The organism is Sphingomonas sp. NFR04 (genome assembly GCF_900114095.1).
Lineage (GTDB): Bacteria > Pseudomonadota > Alphaproteobacteria > Sphingomonadales > Sphingomonadaceae > Sphingomonas.
This window is the reverse complement of record NZ_FORV01000004.1, coordinates 234,973-253,692: the sequence shown is the minus strand read 5'-3', so window position 1 is coordinate 253,692 and position 18,720 is coordinate 234,973. Positions and strand designations below refer to the sequence as shown.

Below are 18,720 nucleotides of genomic sequence, written 5' to 3'. Positions count from 1 at the left end.
TTCCTGCGCTGCGCGCTGGCGACGCCCCCTCTTCGCTCTCCGCGCCTCTGCGCGCAAAAACTTCTTCGCGCCTTCGCGCCTTCGCGTGAGAAAAAAGATGCTGCGCGCTATCCGCTCAGGCCTCCAACTCGATGTCCCAATAGAGCCAGTCGCGCCAGGTGTCGTGGAGATGGTTGGGCGGGAAGCGGCGGCCATGTTCCTGGAGCTGCCAGCTCGTCGGCCGGATCGGCTGGATGTAGAGCGGCATGCCGGCCTGCTGGGGAGTGCGGCCGCCCTTTTTCAGGTTGCAGGGGGCGCAGGCGGTGGCGACATTTTCCCAGGTGGTGCGGCCGCCTTGGGCGCGGGGAATGACGTGGTCGAAGGTGAGATCCCGGTGCGATCCGCAATATTGGCAGGCGAACTTGTCGCGAAGGAACAGATTGAACCGGGTGAAGGCGGGGAATTGCGAAGGCCGAACATATTGTTTGAGCGCGATGACCGAAGGGAGCTTCAGCACCGCGCTGGGACTTCGCACCTCGCGTTCATAATAGGAGACGACGTCGACGCGCTCGAGAAAGATCGCCTTGATCGCCGTCTGCCAGGGCCACACGCTGAGGGGATAATAGCTCAACGGCGTATAGTCGGCGTTCAGCACGAGCGCCGGGCACCCATCCGGATGGCGGATCAGATCGGGATGGTACATGCAAGAACCTCACCCTCGATTTCGGTGCCTCGCCTCTTGCGCAGAAGCGTGACGCCCGCATGACAGCATATGCCGCGACTCACGGTCAAGAGCCACATTCATGAATATCCACACCCGATTTGCCCCCAGCCCCACCGGTCGACTCCATCTCGGGCACGCCTATTCAGCGCTGCAGGCGCACGATTTCGCGCGGGCGCGCGGGGGTCGTTTCATGCTGCGCATCGAGGATATCGACGGCACAAGGTCGCGGCCCGAACATGTCGCAGCGATCCTCGCCGATCTCGACTGGCTGGGGCTGCGATGGGACGAACCGCCGAGCTTCCAGTCGCAGCGGCTGGGGCTCTACCAGGATGCGCTTGACCGACTGCGGGCGATGGGGCTGCTCTATCCCTGTTTCTGTACCCGCGCCGACATCGCCGCGAGTCTCTCCGCGCCGCATGGGCCCGACGGCGCGCTCTATCCGGGCACCTGCCGCGGCCTGGCCGATCCGGACCTGACGCGCCCGCACAGCTGGCGGCTGGACATGGCGAAAGCGGTTGCTTTGGCCGGGCCGCTCATCTGGCACGATGCCTATGCCGGCATCGTCCCCGCCGATCCCCTCAGCCACGGCGACGTGATCCTCGCCCGCAAGGATGCGCCGGCCAGCTATCACCTCGCCGTCACGGTGGACGACGCCGCGCAGGGCATCAGCCATGTCGTGCGCGGCGCCGACCTGTTCGCCGCCACCCATGTCCACCGCCTGCTCCAGGCGCTGCTCGACCTGCCGACGCCGGACTATCGCCACCATGGGCTGCTCGCCGGCCCGGACGGCCAGCGGCTCGCGAAGCGACACGGCGCCCCGACGCTGGCATCGCTGCGGCTGGCGGGGGAGGATGGCCGCGTGCTCGCCGACAGACTGCGCAAAGGGGAAGTACCGATTGGCTTCGGGCAAATCGAGGCGTAGGGTACGCGCATGTTGTTCCTCGCGATCCTGTTCCTCGCAGCGGTCCTGGCGACGCTGTTCTTCCTCATCAAGGGGCTGGTCAACATGGCCGGCACCACCACGCAGGACCTGGAAGGCGACGGCCCCAGCCAGCGCGCGCTGCGATCGAACAAGCTGATGCAGAAGCGCATCCTGTTCCAGGCAGTGGCGATCGGCGTCGCCGCGCTGATCCTGCTGATCGCCTCCGCCAAGAGCTGAAAGCGCCTTTACTTCCGCACCGCGGTGCACGCATGCTGCCGGCAAGCGCCATAAAGGCGGCACGGGGGATAGGATGCGGGGATCGAAGGCGGTTGCGTGCGTTTGTCTGGCGACGGCGCTGGCCGCCTGTGGCGGCGGCGGCGGCGGCAGCAGCGGGTCCGGGCAGGTGAGCACACCGGCCACCATTCCCAGCCCTTCGCCCACGCCCAGCCCGACGCCGCCGCCTACGCCCCCGGCGGCCGTCATCGGCATCGGTCCCGTGCTCGGCACCGTCCTGTGGGACGTCAATGGCGACGGCGTGCGCAAGGACAGCGAAAGCGGGCAGACGACCAACCTTCTCGGCCAATTCGGCGCGGATATCGCCGGCTATTACAGTCTCGGCACCTATGACCGAACGCAGGAAAAGCCGCCGATCCAGGCCGTCGGGGTCGATACCGTGACGCAGGTCGGCCCACCGCTCAGCGCGCCCTATGGCGCGATGCTGGTGTCGCCCATCTCGACGCTGATCGATCGGGTGGGCGACCAGGACGTGGTCCGGCGCTTTCTGGGCCTGACCGACGCCGCCGCCGCCGGCACCGATCTGCTGCGGTTCGATCCCTACCGTAAAATCGCCGATCCGGACCCTGCGGTTGCCCAAATGGCCGCCCGGCTGACCGCCATCAACACGCGGCTGATCATCCTCGCCGAGATGGTTAGCCCCACCTATGCACCCGATCCGTGGGCGCCGCTGGCCGACGCGATCAAGGGCGGCGGCGTCACCGGGCTGGACGATCCGGTCTTCCTGCGCAAGGTATTGTTCCTGCCGAACGATCCGGGCCTGAACGCCGAGCAGAAAGATTTCGCGCTCGCCCTGTATCAGCGCTTCCAGACACTCATCCCCAGCGAATTGCGCGATTTCGATGCAGCGCGCAGCCTGGTTCAGGCGGCGGTCTTCTATCTGCAGCCGACCCTGCAGCGGAACATCGCCCAGTCCTCGCCCGACGAACTCGCTGCCATTCGCGGCTATGATCTGGAGACGATGCGCGGTTGGGTGCGGACGGCCGCCACCACGCCCAAGCCGGTACTCGACCCGAGCCTGCTATACCCGTCGCCCGACTTCCGTCCGATCTGGATCACCGACACCAGCCCGATCGCGACGCCGCTTGCGAACGACTTTCTCCCCGGCGTCTCGGGACGGACCGCGACCATCGACCGGGTCATCGTAGACGCCGAGAATGCCGGCAAGATCGTCGTGACGCTCACCGGCCAGAACATCACGGTCGCGCCGGCGACGCGCAGCACCAAGGGCTTCGCGCATTTCGACTATGTCGTCCGCTACCTCGATCGCGAAGCCCGGTCGCGCGTCTATGTCTACCTTTCGGGGCCGATCGTCTGACGCCGATCAGCCGCCGCTGACCCGCCACACGGTGTTGCCCAGATCGTCGGCGATCAGCAGCGCGCCGGTCTTGTCGAGCCCCAGCCCGACCGGACGGCCGTGCGCCTTCTCGCCCTCGACGAAGCCGGTCACCACGTCGACCGCCTTGCCCGAGGGGCGTCCTTCCGCGAACGGCACGTAGATCACCTTGTAGCCGTTGAGATGGCCGCGATCCCAGCTGCCATGCTCGCCGATAAACGCACCCGAGCGCCACTGCGCCGGCAGCGCCGCGGCGTTGGCGGCGAACACCATGCCGAGCGGGGCGACATGGCTGCTCAGGCCATAGTCCGGCTTGATCGCCTTGGCGACCAGGTCCGGCCGCTGCGGCTTGACCCGCGGATCGACGTTCTGGCCCCAATAGCTGTACGGCCAGCCATAGAAGCCGCCGTCGCGCACCGAGGTGAGGTAATCCGGCACCAGGTCCGGCCCCAGCTCGTCGCGCTCGTTGACCACCGTCCACAGCACGTTGGTCAGCGGTTCGAACTGCAGCCCGTTGGGGTTGCGCAGGCCGGTGCCGTAGAGCCGATAGGCACCGCTCGCGCGATCGACTTCCCAGATCGCGGCGCGGCCGCGCTCGGCGTCCATGCCGTTTTCGGTGATGTTGCTGTTCGATCCCACCCCGACATAGAGCTTGGTGCCGTCGGGGCTGGCGACCAGGCTCTTGGTCCAGTGGTGATCGATCGGGCCGCCGGGCAGGTCGACCAGCTTGGTGCCCGCCGCGGTGATGCTGGTCTGGCCGGTCTGATAGGGGAAGCGCAGGATCGCATCGGTATTGGCGACGTAGAGATCCCCGCCGACCAGCGCCACGCCGAAGGGCGAGTTGAGGCCGGTGATGAACTTGGTCTTGAGCTCGGGCACGCCGTCGCCATTCGCATCGCGGAGCAGGATGATGTCCATCCCCGCCTTGCCGCCGCCATGGGCGTGCGCCTGGATCAGGTTCATCACCACGTCCTTGGGGCGATGGATCGGCTCGGAGGGGCCGTCGGTCTCGACCACCAGCACGTCGCCATTGGGCAGCGTGTAGACCGAGCGCGGCTTGGCGAGGCCGGTGGCGAAGGCCTGGACCTTCATGCCTGCCGGCACCTTGGGCTTGGCCGACCCCCAGGGGGCGGGCGGCACCACGTGCATCGGCGGCACGAGATATTGCTGGATGTCCGGCAGCTTGGGATCGCCGCCGATCTGCTGGCTGGTATCGCCGCCCTTGCTGGCGCAACCGGCGAGCGCGAGCGTGGCGCCCGCAGCGAGAAGCAATGCACGCATCAGCGGGTTCCTCCAAAACGGCTCTGGCGCAGCAGGATCGCGCCGAGCGCCGATGCACCCGTCAGGATGAGCACGGTGAGCACCGACAGGATCAGACCCGCCGGCATCGCGCCGTAGGCATCGCGGCTGTGAATGAAATTGTTGATCAGCGCCAAGACCATCGCGACGGCATAGGCGATCGCATAGGGGACGAGCAGCCGATTGGCCCGCACCGCTGGCCGCACCAGATCGACGATGCCGACGATCGCCCCGAGCGCGCCCAGCACCATGCCGCCGGCGATCAGCCAGTCGGAGAAGTTCTTCCAGGTGATGTCGTAGGTCCGGAAATAGGCGATGTCGGTGATCATGCCCGCGAAGAAGCAGACAAATGGCAGGCCGAGCACAATCGGGTGGAACGGCAGACCATAGGATCGGGTGCGAAGTGGTACAGGATCGGGCACGGGACGTCTCCCCAGACGAGGCAGGTCCTTCGAACGGTCGCGCTTTCAAGGGGTTCCGTCGCAGCCAGCCTAATCCTCCCCCTCGCGGGGGAGGAAACGCTCGGCCCTGTCCCTTGGCCCTCTAGCCCCGATCGCGCATCGGCCTTACCCTCCCGCGCATGGTCAAGCTCAACAAGATCTACACCCGCACCGGCGACGCCGGCACCACCGGCCTCGCCGACGGCTCGCGCGTTTCCAAGGCCTCCGCGCGCATGGAGACGATCGGCGATGTCGACGAGGCGAACAGCGCGATCGGCGTGGCGCGGACCACGCTCGCGGCCGGCGACCCGCTCGACGCGACGCTCGCGCGCATCCAGAACGACCTGTTCGATCTCGGCGCCGATCTCGCCACGCCGGGCGACCGCGAAGGCGCGCTGCGGATCACCCCCGAACAGATCGCATGGCTGGAAGCCGCGATCGACGGGCTCAACGACGATCTCCAGCCGCTCAACAGCTTCGTCCTGCCCGGCGGCAGCCCGGCAGCGGCGGCGATCCACCTCGCCCGCGCGATCACCCGCCGCGCCGAACGCGCTGCGGTGGCAGCCAACGACCAGGGCACGCTGAGCAGCAACGCACTCATCTATCTCAATAGACTTTCAGATTTTTTGTTCGTGGCGGCGCGCACCATGAACCAAAAGGGCGCGGCGGACGTTTTGTGGGTCCCAGGGGGGCCTCGTAACCAATAGCCTGTCCCGCGCGCATCCCGCCGTATGGGTTGTCACCGCAACCGGCCTGCGGTAGGAGAACAGAATGCGAACGATGCCCGCCAATGCCGCCGCCCCAGACGCCCTGGCGGCGCAGTTTGCGGGCGTTCGCGCGCTCAGCACCGCACTGGTGGCGCCGCTGTCCGATGCTGATGCGACGCTCCAGTCGATGGACGACGCATCGCCGGCCAAATGGCATCTCGCGCACACGACCTGGTTCTTCGAAACCTTCGTGCTGCGCGATCACGTCCCCGGCTATCGCCTGTTCGACGAACGCTGGCCGTTCCTGTTCAACAGCTATTACGAGGCCGAGGGCCAGCGCCATGCCCGCCCCCGCCGCGGCATGCTCTCGCGCCCCACGCTGGACGAGGTGCACGCCTATCGCGCCGCGGTGGATGCGGCGATCGTCGCGGCGATGCCGACGCTGCCGGCCGAGGCGCTCGCGCTGATCGCGCTCGGCTGCCAGCACGAGCAGCAGCACCAGGAGCTGCTGCTCACCGACATCCTCCATCATTTCTCGGTCAATCCGCTCGAACCGGCGATGTGGCCGGCCCCGGCCAAGGTGCCGGTGGCGATGCCGGGCCCGATCGTCTGGATCGACGGCGCGGCGGGCCAGGCCAGCGCGGGTATCGACATGCCCGAGGATCTGGCGGGTTTCGCCTTCGATTGCGAGACGCCGCGCCATCCCACCCTGCTTCATCCCCACGCCTTGGCGAACCGCACCGTCACCAACGGCGAATGGGCGGGGTTCATCGCCGATGGCGGCTATGCCGATCCGCGCCACTGGCTGTCGGACGGCTGGGCCTGGGTCCAGGCGAACCGCATCGCCGCCCCCCTCTACTGGCAGGAGATCGACGGCGTCTGGACGCGCTTCGGGCTGGACGGCCGTCGCCCGATCGACCCCGCCGCACCGGTAACGCATGTCAGCTTCTTCGAGGCCGATGCCTATGCCAGCTGGGCAGGCGCCCGGCTGCCGACCGAATTCGAATGGGAAGCAGCCGCGGCGGGTGCCGATCCGCTGGGCGGCAACCAGCTCGATGCCGCCGGTCCGGTCGAGCCGCGCCCCTCCACCGGCGGCCCCGCCTGGTTCGGCGATGTCTGGGAATGGACCGGCAGCGCCTACCGCCCTTACCCCGGCTTCCGCACCGCCGAGGGTGCGGTCGGCGAATATAACGGCAAGTTCATGAGCGGGCAGTTCGTGCTGCGCGGCGGCAGCTGCGCCACCCCGCGCGGCCATGTCCGCGCCAGCTACCGCAATTTCTTTTATCCCCACCAGCGCTGGCAGTTCACCGGCGTGCGTCTGGCGAAGGACCTCTGATGCTCAAGCAGGAACTCGAAGACGGCCAGGCCAGCCTTGCCGACCCCCATTTCCGCGCCGACGTGCTGACCGGCCTCGCCGCCAGCCCACGCGCAATCCCCGCGCGCTGGTTCTACGATCGTCGCGGCTCGGAGCTGTTCGAGGAGATCACCGAGCTCCCCGAATATTATCCCTCGCGCACCGAAAGCGCGCTGATGGAATCAATCGCCGAGGATCTCGGCAATCTCGCCGCGCCCAATGCGGCGGTGGTGGAATTCGGCTCGGGTTCGTCGGTGAAGACGCCGCGGCTGCTCCGCGCGATCGAGCCGGCCGCCTATGTGCCGATCGACATCTCAGGCGAGTTCCTGCGCCATTCGGCCGCCCAGCTCTCCCAGGCCTTTCCGGGCCTGCCGGTCTATCCGGTCGAGGCGGATTTCCTCCGCCCGGTGCCGCTGCCCGAACAGGTGGCGACGCTGCCCAAGCTCGGCTTCTTCCCCGGCTCGACGATCGGCAACATGAATGCCTGGCACGCTGTCGACCTGCTGCGCGCGATGCGCGAATGGCTGGGCGAAGGCGCGCGGCTGCTGATCGGCATGGACCGGGTGAAGTCGCCCGAGATCCTCGTCCCCGCCTATGACGATGCGGCGGGCGTGACCGCGGCGTTCAACCTCAACCTGCTCGAGCGGATCAACCGCGAGCTGGACGGCACGATCCCGGTCGACGCCTTCCGTCACCGCGCCATCTGGAACGCCGACTGCGCCCGGATCGAGATGCACCTCGAGGCGCAGCGCGATGTCGACTTCACCATCGACGGGCGCCCCTTCACCATGGCGGCGGGCGAGACGATCCACACCGAGAACAGCCACAAATACGGCCCCAACGGCGCGCGTCAGCTGCTCCGTTCGGGCGGCTGGACGCCGATCGAGCAATGGACCGACGAGAAGGACTGGTTCGCGCTGATCCTGTGCGAAGCCCAGCCGCTGCGCCGCGCGCCGTAGCTCTTTGGTTTCACGCGAAGGCGCGAAGACGCGAAGCGCTTTGGTTCGCGCAGAGGAGCGGACGGTCCTCCGCGCCTCTGCGCGACCGAAGATGCCTTCTTATCTTCGCGACTTCGCGCCTTCGCGTGAAATAACGATCCCCGGAACCAGCCAGTTGACCCCCGCCGAAGGAACCCGCAAGGCTCCCGCCCATGCGCTTCTTTTCGGACAATGCCGCCGCCGTCTGCCCGCCCGTGCTCCAGGCGCTGGTCGATGCCAACACGCTCGATACCGCCTATGATGGCGATGCCTGGTCCAAGCGGCTCGACGGCGCCTTCTCCGACCTGTTTGGCACCCAGGTCCGCGCTCTGTGGGTGCCGACCGGTACCGCGGCGAACTGCCTGGCGCTGACGGCGCTGTGCCCGCCGCATGGCGGGATCGTCTGCCACCGCGACGCGCATATCAATTGCGACGAGGGCGGCGCGCCCGAATTCTACACCCACGGCGCCAAGCTGCTCACCGCCACCGGCCCGGGTGCGAAGCTCACGCCCGAGGCGATCCATGCCGTTGTCGACCCAATCCGCAACGACGTCCACCAGGTGCAGCCGCACGCCATCTCGATCACCAACGCCACGGAATATGGCCTGGTCTATACCCCCGACGAAGTCGCGGCGATCGGCGATCTTGCCAAGGCCCGCAAGCTCGGCCTGCACATGGACGGCGCGCGCTTCGCCAATGCCGTGGCGCATCTAGGCTGCCACCCAGGCGACGTCACCTGGCGCGCCGGCGTGGATGCGCTGAGCTTCGGCTTCGTCAAGAATGGCGGCATGAGCGCCGAGGCGCTGATATTCTTCCGGCCCGAGCTCGCCGATGTGACGCTCTATCGCCGCAAGCGCGCGGGGCTGCTCTTCTCCAAGGGCCGCTATCTCGCCGCGCAGTTGCTGGCGATGCTGGACAACGACGTGTGGCGCGCGAATGCCCGCGCCGCCAATGCCGGCGCGCGGCTGCTCGCCGAGGCGGCGGGCGACCGGCTGGTGCATCCGGTGCAGGCGAACGAAGTGTTCCTGAAGGCGAGCCCGGCGGAAGCCGAAGCCTTGCGCGCGCTCGGCTTCGACTTCTACGACTGGGCCGAGGGCGAAGTGCGCCTCGTCACCAGCTGGGATCAGGCCGAAGACGCGATCCGGCCGCTGGCGCAAGCGATCGCAGCGCTGTGACAGTCTCCGCTCTCCACCCAAACCACCGTCATTCCCGCGAAGGCGGGGATCCATTCGCCTGTGCGCTTGGGGAAAGAACCAAGCCCTCCTGGGCAATGGATCCCCGCCTCCGCGGGGATGACGGGTCGGGTGAGGCGGCCGAGCGGCAACTCGCAGACGCGCTGTGATCGGCGCCGACACCCCTCGTTCCGCCCGGCTGACGGTCCTCATCCCCTTCCTGCTGGTGACGCTGATCTGGGGCTCGACCTGGCTCGTCATCAAGGATCAGCTCGCGGTGGTGCCGCCGAGCTGGTCGGTGAGTTACCGCTTCCTCGTTGCCGGGGTGACGACACTGCTCTGGGCGGCGTTCCGGGGCGACCGGCTGCTGCTCGACGCGCGCGGCCTCGCCTTCGCCGCCTGCCTCGGGCTTGCCCAGTTCGTGCTCAACTTCAACTTCGTCTACCGCGCCGAATCGCACGTCACCTCGGGCGTCGTCGCGGTGGTCTATGCGCTGCTGCTGGTGCCCAATGCGATCCTGGCTCGGATCTTCCTCGGCCAGAAGATGGGGCGGCAGCTGCTGATCGGCTCGGTCGTCGCGATGGCGGGCGTGGCGCTGCTCTTCCTCCACGAGGCGCGGCTCAACCCCGTCGGCCCGCACGAGGCGCTGCTCGGCATAGGCATTGCGCTGGCGGGCGTGCTATCCGCCTCTGTCGCCAACGTGATGCAGGCGACCGGCACCGCCAAGGCCTATCCGATGGCGACCACGCTCGGCTGGGCGATGCTGGTCGGGTCGGCGCTCGATGCGGGCTTCGCGCTCGCGACGGTCGGCCCGCCGGTGATCGAGACGCGGCCGGCCTATCTGCTCGGCATCGTCTATCTCGGCGTGTTCGGCTCCTCGATCGCGTTCACCATCTACTTCCAGCTGATCCGCACCATCGGCCCGGCCAAGGCCGCGTACACCAGCGTGCTGATTCCGGTGATCGCGATGCTCTTGTCGACGCTGTTCGAAGGCTATCGCTGGTCGCTGCTGGCGGTGGGCGGCGGCGTACTGGTGCTGGTCGGGCTGGTACTGGCCTTGAGGGCGCGCAGGCCCAACCGGTAATCGGCGTAGCGCGGCCGCCAGCCGAGCAGCCGCTTCGCCTTGCCGTTCGCCACCCGCCGGTTCTCGGCATAAAAGGCGCGCGAGGCGGCGCTGAGCTCCACTTCGTCGGGCGTCACCGCCGGGCCGGGATCGATGCCGAGCAGCTCGGCGGCATAGGCGAGCACTTCGGCCTGCGGCGCCGGCAGATCGTCGGCGAGGTTGTACGCGCCGGGCGGCCCCGCGAACGCCGCGATCACGCCCGCGACCAGATCGTCGACATGCACCCGGCTGAACACCTGTCCCGGGAAATAGACCCGCGTCGCCCCCGCCGCCATCCGCTCCAGCGCCGAGCGCTCGGGGCCATAGATGCCGGGCAGGCGGAAGACATGGGCATTGGGCAGCGCCCCCCAGCCGAGATCCGCCTCGACCCGGCCGCCGCGCCGCCCCCGGAGCGGCGCGCTCTCGTCGACCCAGCCGCCGCCGGTATCGCCATAGACGCCCGTCGAGGAGAGATAGCCGAGCCACTTGCCGCTCGCCGCCAGATCCGCGCCATAGGCGGCGAGCACCGGGTCCGCCTCGCCCGGCGGGATGCTCGACAGGATATGCGTCGCCGCCGCGATTTCCACGCGGGTGCGTGCCTGATCGGTGAAGGTCGCGCGGGTGACCGTGGCGACCTCGCCGCCACGCGCCTGCACCGCCGCCATAAAGCGTGAAGCGGTATAGCCGGGACCGAAGACGAGCAGCCGCATTTCAGCGGTCACCCTCACCCTTCCCACCGCCTGCGGCGGCGGGCCCCTTCCCTCTCCCATTGGGAGAGGGAAGGAGGCGCGAAGCGCCGAAAGGGTGAGGGTGATTGGACGTCACTGCCCGCCCCCGAACAGCGTGCCGAAGAAGTCACCCTGGTTCCAGCGCGGCCGCGTGTCGCCGTCGGCCAGCGCCTGCACCGTGGCGAGGCCGACATGCTTGTACTTCACCGCTGAATCCCAGTCGAACGGCAGGTCGATCTGGTCCGAAGGCTTGTGGTAATTCTCGTCGAGAAACTTGCGTGCCGCCACCGCCCCGGTGCCGCCCGGGCCGGTGTCGATCGACACCGCCGGGATGCCCGCCTGGACGAAGCTGTAATGGTCCGAGCGGACGAAGAACATCTCCTCCGGCTCGGGATCGGGCACCACGCCCAGCCCTTCGGCCCTGGCCGCGGCGGCGACCACCGGGCCGATGCTCGACCGCTCGCCGCCCAGCACGACCAGGTCGACCAGCGGATAGGTGAGAATCGGCATGTCGAAATTGACGTCCGCCACGATCGAGCCCTTAGGCACGGTCGGGAAATGCGCGAAATAATCGGAGCCGATCAGCCCCCTTCTCTTCGGCGGTGAGCGCCGCGAACAGCAGCGAGCGGCGCGGGCGCTTGCCGCTTTCCTGGATGGTCTTGGCGATCTCCAGCAGCATCGACACGCCGACCGCATTGTCCATCGCGCCATTGTAGATCGTGTCGCCCTTCACCGGCTCGCCGACGCCGACATGGTCGAGATGCGCCGACAGCACCACCGTCTCCGCCTTGAGCGCGGGATCGCTGCCCTCGATCCTGCCCACCACATTGTGGCTGTCCCGCGTCGACAGGCGCGTCTTGCTGGCCACCGCAAGCGTGCCGGTGAGCGGCCCGGTCGGCATGCGGCTGCCGCGCGTCTGCGCGGCGAGCACGTCGCTCCAGCGGATGCGCGCGCCCTCGAACAGCTTGGCCGCCCCGGCCTGGCTCACCTGGCCGACGACCGGGGCCTGGGGCGACACCGCGTTGGCGACGCCGTCCGGCCCCGCCCAGCCGGTGCGCGGATAGGCATAATAGGGCGCGAACTTCTCGACACTGAGGTCCTTGGCACGCGCGATCGTCTCGACGATCAGCACCGCCTTGGCGCCGCGCGCCGCCGCCAGCCGCGCCTTCTGCCCGTCGTCCCCGAAATGCGCGTTCACTTCGTTGGGCAGCCCCTTGGGGGTCCCGTCGAGGATCGCGACGATCTTGCCGCGCACATCGAGCCCCTTATAGTCGTCGCGCTTCCCCTGCGGGTAGACGATGCCGTAGCCGGCGAAGACCAGCTCGCCTTCGGCCTTGAAGTCGGGGGCGGAGGGCACCGGCTCGTTGACGAAATCCTTGCCGAAGGCGAACGGCACGTCCTTGCCGCCGCGCTTCAGCACCCACACCGCCTTCTCGGCCGGGCGATAGGTGGTGAGCTTCACCGGCTGGAACCAGCCACCATTGGCGCCTGGCTGGAGGCCGATCGCGAGCATCCGCGCCGCGACATATTCGGCCGCCACGTCATAGTCCCGCGTTCCTGCCTCGCGACCGCGCAGCGCATCCGAGGCGAGGAACTGGACATGCGCCTTGATCGCCGCCTGTTCGGGGGTGAGCGGCGGCGCCTGCTGCGCCAGCGCGGGGCCGGCGAGCAGGAGCAGGGCAAGCAGCGAACGCTTCACCAGGGCTTACTTCGCGCCGGGACCGTCATAGGTGAGGCCGAAGAAATCACCCTTGTTCCACACCGGCTTCGCGTCGCCATTGGCGATCGCATTTGCGATGCGGAAGTTCACGTCGACGAAGCGCACGCCCGACTGCCAGTTGATCGCCGGCTGCTGGTCGATCTGGTCCGAGGGCTGGTGGTAATGGTTCTTCATGAAGTGATCGATCGCCGCGCGGCCGGGGCCACCGGCACCCGGCCACAGGAACACCGAAGGCACGCCCTTGCGCACGAAATTATAGTGGTCCGAACGCACGAAGATATTCTCGCCCGGCAAGGGATCGTCGGACATCTTCACGCCGATCTCGGCCGCCGCCTTGGCGACGATCGGGCCCAGCGTCGAGTGGTTGGCGCCATAGACCACGATATCCTCGAACGGATAGGTGATGATCGGCATGTCGAGGTTCACGTCGGCGACGATGGTGTTCCGGGTCGTCGGGTTGTTGGCGAAGTAATCGGAGCCGACCAGGCCCTTCTCCTCCGCCGTCACCGCCAGGAACAGGATAGAGCGACGGGGCTTGGTGCCCGCTGCCTTGAAGCGCTTGGCTTCCTCGATCAGCGAGGCGGTGCCGATCGCGTCGTCGAGCGCGCCGTTGTTGATCGTGTCGCCCTTCGCATCGGGCTTGCCGACACCGATATGATCGAGATGCGCCGAGAGCACGACGACTTCGCCGGCCAGCTTGGGATCGCTGCCCTCGATCATGCCCGCCACGTTGAAGCTCGGCATCGGGGTGAGCACGGTCTTGGTCGCGATCGTCAGCGTGCCCGGCAGCTGGAGTGCCTTGAAGGTCGCGCCGTCGACCGCCGCCGCCTTGGCGATCGCCGACCACGGGGTCTTGGCACCGGCGAACAGCTTCTCGGCACCGGCGAGGCTCAGCAGACCAAGCCCCGGCGTGCCGGGTGCTGCGACATGGCCGGTGCCGTCGGCATTGCCCCAGGTGACGCGCGGGCGGTTGGCATAGGCGGCATACATCGCGAACGGCCGCGTCTTGGCGGTGAGCGGCGATTCGAGCGTGATATAGCCCAGCGCGCCGTGCTTCTTTGCGATCTCGGCCTTGGCGGCGGGGTTCTGGAAGTGCGCCCCTTCCTCGCCGGGAAAGCTGGAGGGCGCGCCGCCGAAAAAGGCGACGATCTTGCCCTTCACGTCGACGCCCTTGTAGTCGTCGCGCCCCAGCCCGACGATGCCGTAGCCGACGAACACCACCGGTGCGGTGACGCTGTATTCGGGCTTCTCAGGGTTCGCGCCGGCGATGAAGTCCTTGCCCGCTTCGAGCGCGACCGGCGCCGCCTTGCCGCGCTCGATCGACATCGCGCCGCTGCCGTCCAGCTTGTAGCTGACCAGCGGCACCTTCTGCAGATAGCCGCCATCATCGCCCGCCGGCTTGAGGCCCGCGGCGTAGAATTGGGAGGCGACATAGTTCGCCGCGATCTCGAACTCCGGCGACCCCGCCTCGCGGCCCTTCAGCGCGTCCGACGCGAGGAACATCACATGGCTCTTCAGCGCCGCCTGATCGGCGGGGAGCGGCGCAGTAATGATGGCGTTCCGCTCGGCGGCGGTCTGGGCGAGCGCGGGCGACGCCGCGACGAGAAGGAGAGCAAGCGGCGCAGTCGGTCGAAGCATCGGGTTTCCCTGTGGATCGCAAGATTATTTCAAGCCTAGCAGGGATGGGGAGGGGGTCAATTGCTACCCTCGCACACCCATCGACGTTCCGATGCCGTAATGTTGCAACAAGGTTCGGAGGATCTTTCCGGTGAAGGTAATCGAGAGAATAGAGTAGCAGCCGGGGCGGCTTGTCCTATATCGAACCGGTATGAGTGACGCCCGCATCGCCGCCGCAGCCCCCCAGGCCATTCGCCGTGAGGACTATCGTCAACCCGATTGGCTGGTGCCCGAGATCGCGCTGGATTTCGACCTCGACCCCGCCGCGACCCGGGTGCACGCCGCGCTCCACGTCACCCGCAACGGAGCGCATGATCGTGCGCTGGTGCTGAACGGCGATGGGCTCGAAGCTACGTCGGTGAAGGTCGACGGCGTTGCCGCGCAGAACTGGCGGATGGACGGCCAGGATCTGGTGATCCCGCTGACCGGCAATACCCACACGATCGAGACCGAAGTGGTGATCGCGCCCGAGCGCAACACCCAGCTCCAGGGCCTCTATGCCTCGTCCAGCATGCTGTGCACCCAGTGCGAGGCCGAGGGCTTCCGCCGCATCACCTTCTTCCCCGATCGGCCGGACGTGCTCTCCAAGTACAAGGTCCGCATGACCGCGGACAAGGCGCGCTTCCCGGTGCTGCTCGCCAATGGCGACCCCATGGCGCAGGGCGATGCCGAGGGCGGCCGCCACTGGGCCGAATGGCACGATCCCTTCCCCAAGCCGAGCTATCTGTTCGCGCTGGTCGCCGGCGACCTCGTCGCAAACACCGGCACCTTCACGACCATGTCGGGCCGCGAGGTGCAGCTCGGCATCTATGTCCGCGCGCCCGACCTGCCCAAGACCGACCACGCCCTCCACGCCCTCAAGCTCAGCATGAAGTGGGACGAGGAGGTCTATGGCCGCGAATATGATCTCGACGTGTTCAACATCGTCGCGGTGGACGATTTCAACTTCGGCGCGATGGAGAACAAGGGGCTGAACGTCTTCAACAGCCGCTACATCCTCGCCGACCCCGACACCGCGACGGACTGGGACTATGACGCGATCGCCGCCGTGGTCGCGCACGAATATTTCCACAACTGGTCGGGCAATCGCGTCACCTGCCGCGACTGGTTCCAGCTGAGCCTGAAGGAAGGCTTCACCGTCTTCCGGGACCAGGGCTTCTCGGCTGACCAGGGCTCGGCCGCGGTCAAGCGGATCGAGGATGTGCGCAGCTTGCGCGCCAGCCAGTTTCCCGAGGATGCCGGCCCGCTCGCCCATCCGGTGCGCCCGGACGAATATATCGAGATCTCCAACTTCTACACGGCGACCATCTACAACAAGGGCGCCGAGCTGATCCGGATGATGGCCACCATCCTGGGGCCGCAGAAGTTCCGCGCCGCGACCGACCTCTATTTCGATCGCTTCGACGGCACCGCTGCCACCTGCGAGGATTTCGTGGCGAGCATGGAAGAGGCCGGCGGCGTCGATCTCGGCCAGTTCCGCCGCTGGTACAGCCAGGCGGGCACGCCGCGCGTCTCGGCAAATCTCGTCCAGGACGGCGGCACCACCCGCCTCGCGCTCGCCCAGACCGTGCCGCCGACGCCGGGCCAGCCGGTCAAGGAGCCGATGGTGCTCCCGCTCAAGATCCGCCTGTTCGGCGAGAAGAGCGGCGCCCCGCTGATCGACGAACAACTGGTGCTGCTCGACAAGCCCGAGCAGGAACTGCGCTTCGAGAAGCTGCCCGAGCGCGCGGTGCTGTCGATCAACCGCGGCTTCTCCGCGCCGGTGATCGTCGACGCCAATCGCAGCGCGGCGGACCTCGCCTTCCTCTCGGCGCATGACGACGATCCCTTCGCCCGCTATGAGGCAATGCAGCAGCTGATGCTCGACACGCTGGTCGGCGCCGTGACCACCGGCAAGGGCGACCATGCCGCGCTGATCGACGCGGTCCGCAACACGCTGACCGACCCGTCGCTGGACCGCGCCTTCATCGCCGAGGCGGTGCTGCTGCCGTCCGACAGCTTCATCGGCGACCAGATGGCGATCGTCGATCCCGAAGCGATTTTCCGCGCCCGCGAGGCGCTGCGGGCCGACCTGGGCAACCTGCTCGAGGCCGAGTGGCGCGCCGCCTATGAAGGCGCTCGAGCCAATCGCTTCGAATATTCGCCAGCCGCCAAGGGCGCGCGCCGCCTGAAGAACGTGGCGCTCGGCTATATCGCCGCGAGCGGCGCGGCGGATGCGGCGGAGCTCGCCTATGCCCAGTTCGACGCGGCCGACAACATGACCGATCGCCAGGGCGGCCTCGCCACGCTGGTCAACGGCACGTCGAGCCTGCGCGAGAAGGCGATCGAGGCCTTTTACCAGCGCTATGCCGGCAACGCGCTGGTGCTGGACAAGTGGTTCCAGACCCAGGCGCTCTCCTCGCGTGACGACACGCTCGCAGCGGTCGAGCAGCTCGCGCGCCACCCCGACTTCACCCTCGCTAACCCCAACCGGGCGCGGGCGCTGGTCGGCGCGTTCAGCATGAACCAGCGGGCCTTCCACGATCCTTCGGGCCGCGGCTATCGCTTCGTCGCGGACCAGCTGATCGCGCTCGACAAGCTCAACCCGCAGACCGCCGCCAAGCTGGTGCCGCCGCTCGGCCGCTGGAAGCGCTTCGACCCCGCCCGCGCCGCGCTGATGCGGGGCGAGCTGGAGCGGATCGTCGCCAGCCCGGGCCTCAGCAAGGACATGTTCGAGCAGGCCACCAAGTCGCTCGACTGATGCTCCGGCTGCTCACCGCGACGGTCCGCGATTCCGCCCGCGTGCGGACCGTCGCGGCCGTGGCGGCGCGCTTCGGGCTGGGCGTGCTGCTGGAGAAGCTCGGCTTTGCCGGGGAGGCCGATGTGGCCGATCCCGAGACCGGTGCCCTGCCCCTGCCCCGCCGCACCCGGCTGGCGCTGGAGGCACTAGGCCCCACCTATGTGAAGATCGGCCAGATCCTCGCCACCCGCGGCGACCTGCTGCCGCCCGAGTGGATCGTGGAGCTGGAACTGCTCCAGAGCGCCGCGCCGACGCTGCCGTTCGAGGCGATCCGCGCGGAGGTGGAAGCCGCGCTCGGCATGCCGCCCGAGGAGGCGTTTGCCTCGTTCGATCCCCAGCCGCTGGCTGCCGCCTCGATGGCGCAGGTGCATCGCGCGCGGCTCGCGGATGGCCGCGAGGTGGTGCTGAAGGTTCGCCGCCCCGGCATCCGCGCGGCGATGGAAGCGGACCTCCGCCTGATCGGCGAGCTGGCCGCGCTGGTCGCCAGGAGCAGCGCCGAGGCGCGGCGCTTCGAGCCCGTGGCGCTCGCCCGCCAGCTGCGCCAGGCGCTGCTGGAAGAACTCGACTTCACCACCGAGGGCAGGAACGCCGATCTGCTGCGCGCGGATATGGCGGATACCCCACGCGTCGTGGTGCCCGAGATCCACTGGCAATGGACGTCCGAGACGCTGCTGGTGATGGACTATATCGACGGCGTGAAGCCGGTCTCTGGCGAGGCCTTGCGCGCCGCCGGCATCGATCCGGAGGCGATCGCGGAGCTCGGCGCGGATACCGTGATCGCGATGGTGCTGGTCAACGGCCGCTTCCATGCCGATCCGCATCCCGGCAATTTGCTCTGCCTGCCCGGCGACAAGCTGGCGCTGCTCGACCTCGGCTCGATCGGCCATGTCGGACCCAAGCGGCGCGACGAGTTCATCGCCTTCGTGCTGGCGCTGACCAGTGGCAATGCCCGGGCACTCGCCGACACGCTGGCGCTGTGGAGCGAGGGCCATGACGTCCCCCGCCGCACCATCGATCGCGCGGCCGAGGCGATCGTCCAGCGGCATGGCGGCGGCAAGCTGGTCCTCTCGGCGATGATGCCCGATTTCCTCCGGCTGCTGCGCGAGGAAGGGCTGGTGCTGCCGCCGGACCTGCTGCTGGTGTTCAAGGCGATGGTGACGATGGACGGCGTGCTCGACCGCATCGCGCCGGGTTTCGACCTGTCGGGCGCGATCGGGCGGGCGCAGGTTGCGCTGCTGGCCAACCGCTTCGGCCCGGCGCGGATGGCGGCGAGTTCGGCCGCGCTGGCACTGGCGCTGGTGGAACTGGGCGAGGACGCGCCCCGGTTGCTGCGCGCGGCGGCGGCGCGCCTGGAGGCGCCGGTCGCGGATACGGGCGTGGCAGCGGCGATCACCAAGGCCGGCGGGTGGATCGCGGCGGCGCTGGTGGCCGGCGCGGGGCTGATCACTCTGGCGGTCTGGCTGCACTGAAGCAGCGTATCCTCCCCCGCCAGGGGGAGGTGGCGCCGAAG

17 protein-coding genes are annotated in these 18,720 nt (G+C 68.2%); 10 read left to right on the top strand and 7 right to left on the bottom strand.

Annotated features, from left to right (window positions below; genetic code table 11):
* Positions 1–115: 115 nt before the first annotated feature.
* Positions 116–682, bottom strand: coding sequence for an HNH endonuclease (locus BM009_RS13655; RefSeq protein WP_093297008.1), 567 nt, complete (start codon positions 680–682; stop codon positions 116–118).
* A 100-nt stretch (positions 683–782) separates the two neighbouring features.
* On the opposite strand from BM009_RS13655, the gene gluQRS reads away from it, so the two are divergent.
* The 3 genes from gluQRS (at position 783) to BM009_RS13640 (ending at position 3,237) form a co-directional block, all read left to right on the top strand.
* Complete coding sequence (gluQRS, locus tag BM009_RS13650) at positions 783–1,625, top strand: tRNA glutamyl-Q(34) synthetase GluQRS (protein ID WP_093297006.1); 843 nt, start codon at positions 783–785, stop codon at positions 1,623–1,625.
* 9 nt (positions 1,626–1,634) lie between these two features.
* Positions 1,635–1,862 carry an HIG1 domain-containing protein gene (locus BM009_RS13645; protein ID WP_093297005.1) on the top strand — a complete coding sequence of 76 codons (228 nt, stop codon included), beginning with the start codon at positions 1,635–1,637 and terminating at the stop codon, positions 1,860–1,862.
* Positions 1,863–1,935: 73 nt separating this feature from the next.
* On the top strand, positions 1,936–3,237 hold the full coding sequence (locus BM009_RS13640) for a hypothetical protein (RefSeq protein WP_139216618.1): 1,302 nt from the start codon (positions 1,936–1,938) through the stop codon (positions 3,235–3,237).
* Positions 3,238–3,243: 6 nt separating this feature from the next.
* Here the strand turns inward: BM009_RS13640 and BM009_RS13635 are convergent, their stop codons facing one another.
* Together BM009_RS13635 and BM009_RS13630 are read right to left on the bottom strand one after the other, a co-directional pair.
* Positions 3,244–4,536, bottom strand: coding sequence for a PQQ-dependent sugar dehydrogenase (locus tag BM009_RS13635; protein ID WP_093297002.1), 1,293 nt, complete (start codon positions 4,534–4,536; stop codon positions 3,244–3,246).
* On the bottom strand, positions 4,536–4,976 hold the full coding sequence (locus tag BM009_RS13630) for a DUF2231 domain-containing protein (RefSeq protein WP_139216617.1): 441 nt from the start codon (positions 4,974–4,976) through the stop codon (positions 4,536–4,538). The genes BM009_RS13635 and BM009_RS13630 overlap by 1 nt, the downstream gene beginning before the upstream one ends.
* Before the next feature lie 158 nt (positions 4,977–5,134).
* On the opposite strand from BM009_RS13630, the gene BM009_RS13625 reads away from it, so the two are divergent.
* The 5 genes from BM009_RS13625 (at position 5,135) to BM009_RS13605 (ending at position 10,288) form a co-directional block, all read left to right on the top strand.
* Positions 5,135–5,701 (top strand): cob(I)yrinic acid a,c-diamide adenosyltransferase, encoded by a 567-nt coding sequence (locus tag BM009_RS13625; RefSeq protein WP_093296998.1) that lies wholly within the window; start codon positions 5,135–5,137, stop codon positions 5,699–5,701.
* 73 nt (positions 5,702–5,774) lie between these two features.
* Positions 5,775–7,037 (top strand): ergothioneine biosynthesis protein EgtB, encoded by a 1,263-nt coding sequence (gene egtB / locus BM009_RS13620; RefSeq protein WP_093296997.1) that lies wholly within the window; start codon positions 5,775–5,777, stop codon positions 7,035–7,037.
* Complete coding sequence (egtD, locus tag BM009_RS13615) at positions 7,037–8,014, top strand: L-histidine N(alpha)-methyltransferase (RefSeq protein ID WP_093296996.1); 978 nt, start codon at positions 7,037–7,039, stop codon at positions 8,012–8,014. The genes egtB and egtD overlap by 1 nt, the downstream gene beginning before the upstream one ends.
* A 191-nt stretch (positions 8,015–8,205) precedes the next feature.
* A complete protein-coding gene (locus BM009_RS13610; protein ID WP_093296994.1) occupies positions 8,206–9,207 on the top strand; it encodes a threonine aldolase family protein in 1,002 nt (333 codons plus the stop codon).
* Positions 9,208–9,370: 163 nt separating this feature from the next.
* A complete protein-coding gene (locus tag BM009_RS13605) occupies positions 9,371–10,288 on the top strand; it encodes a DMT family transporter (RefSeq protein ID WP_093296993.1) in 918 nt (305 codons plus the stop codon).
* Here the strand turns inward: BM009_RS13605 and BM009_RS13600 are convergent.
* The 4 genes from BM009_RS13600 to BM009_RS13590 form a co-directional block, all read right to left on the bottom strand.
* Positions 10,198–11,016 carry a Rossmann-fold NAD(P)-binding domain-containing protein gene (locus BM009_RS13600; RefSeq protein WP_093296991.1) on the bottom strand — a complete coding sequence of 273 codons (819 nt, stop codon included), beginning with the start codon at positions 11,014–11,016 and terminating at the stop codon, positions 10,198–10,200. The genes BM009_RS13605 and BM009_RS13600 overlap by 91 nt on opposite strands.
* 111 nt (positions 11,017–11,127) lie before the next feature.
* Positions 11,128–11,565: a M28 family peptidase gene (locus BM009_RS23000; RefSeq protein ID WP_254772286.1), complete on the bottom strand. Its 438-nt coding sequence runs from the start codon at positions 11,563–11,565 to the stop codon at positions 11,128–11,130.
* A 10-nt stretch (positions 11,566–11,575) separates the two neighbouring features.
* Entirely contained in the window at positions 11,576–12,733 is a 1,158-nt protein-coding gene (locus BM009_RS13595; RefSeq protein WP_254772285.1) for a M28 family peptidase, read from the bottom strand.
* A gap of 6 nt (positions 12,734–12,739) precedes the next feature.
* The gene (locus BM009_RS13590; protein WP_093296990.1) at positions 12,740–14,392 is read right to left on the bottom strand and encodes a M28 family metallopeptidase; all 1,653 of its coding nucleotides are present in this window, start codon (positions 14,390–14,392) and stop codon (positions 12,740–12,742) included.
* Positions 14,393–14,582: 190 nt separating this feature from the next.
* Here BM009_RS13590 and pepN point away from each other — a divergent pair, with 190 nt between their 5' ends.
* Complete coding sequence (gene pepN / locus BM009_RS13585; RefSeq protein WP_093296988.1) at positions 14,583–17,171, top strand: aminopeptidase N; 2,589 nt, start codon at positions 14,583–14,585, stop codon at positions 17,169–17,171.
* Entirely contained in the window at positions 17,171–18,679 is a 1,509-nt protein-coding gene (locus tag BM009_RS13580) for an ABC1 kinase family protein (protein WP_093296987.1), read from the top strand. Before pepN ends, BM009_RS13580 begins: the two co-directional genes overlap by 1 nt.
* The last annotated feature ends 41 nt before the right edge of the window (positions 18,680–18,720 follow it).

What these genes read in the sequence shown, in the direction of transcription:
- egtD (WP_093296996.1), top strand. Translation starts at nt 7,037, where the DNA reads ATGCTCAAGCAGGAACTCGAAGACGGCCAGGCCAGCCTTGCCGACCCC.
- BM009_RS13580 (WP_093296987.1), top strand. Translation starts at nt 17,171, where the DNA reads ATGCTCCGGCTGCTCACCGCGACGGTCCGCGATTCCGCCCGCGTGCGG.
- BM009_RS13610 (WP_093296994.1), top strand. Translation starts at nt 8,206, where the DNA reads ATGCGCTTCTTTTCGGACAATGCCGCCGCCGTCTGCCCGCCCGTGCTC.
- BM009_RS13635 (WP_093297002.1), bottom strand. Translation starts at nt 4,536, where the DNA reads ATGCGTGCATTGCTTCTCGCTGCGGGCGCCACGCTCGCGCTCGCCGGT.
- BM009_RS13590 (WP_093296990.1), bottom strand. Translation starts at nt 14,392, where the DNA reads ATGCTTCGACCGACTGCGCCGCTTGCTCTCCTTCTCGTCGCGGCGTCG.
- BM009_RS13600 (WP_093296991.1), bottom strand. Translation starts at nt 11,016, where the DNA reads ATGCGGCTGCTCGTCTTCGGTCCCGGCTATACCGCTTCACGCTTTATG.
- BM009_RS13645 (WP_093297005.1), top strand. Translation starts at nt 1,635, where the DNA reads ATGTTGTTCCTCGCGATCCTGTTCCTCGCAGCGGTCCTGGCGACGCTG.
- BM009_RS13655 (WP_093297008.1), bottom strand. Translation starts at nt 682, where the DNA reads ATGTACCATCCCGATCTGATCCGCCATCCGGATGGGTGCCCGGCGCTC.
- BM009_RS13625 (WP_093296998.1), top strand. Translation starts at nt 5,135, where the DNA reads ATGGTCAAGCTCAACAAGATCTACACCCGCACCGGCGACGCCGGCACC.
- BM009_RS13640 (WP_139216618.1), top strand. Translation starts at nt 1,936, where the DNA reads ATGCGGGGATCGAAGGCGGTTGCGTGCGTTTGTCTGGCGACGGCGCTG.
- pepN (WP_093296988.1), top strand. Translation starts at nt 14,583, where the DNA reads ATGAGTGACGCCCGCATCGCCGCCGCAGCCCCCCAGGCCATTCGCCGT.
- gluQRS (WP_093297006.1), top strand. Translation starts at nt 783, where the DNA reads ATGAATATCCACACCCGATTTGCCCCCAGCCCCACCGGTCGACTCCAT.
- egtB (WP_093296997.1), top strand. Translation starts at nt 5,775, where the DNA reads ATGCCCGCCAATGCCGCCGCCCCAGACGCCCTGGCGGCGCAGTTTGCG.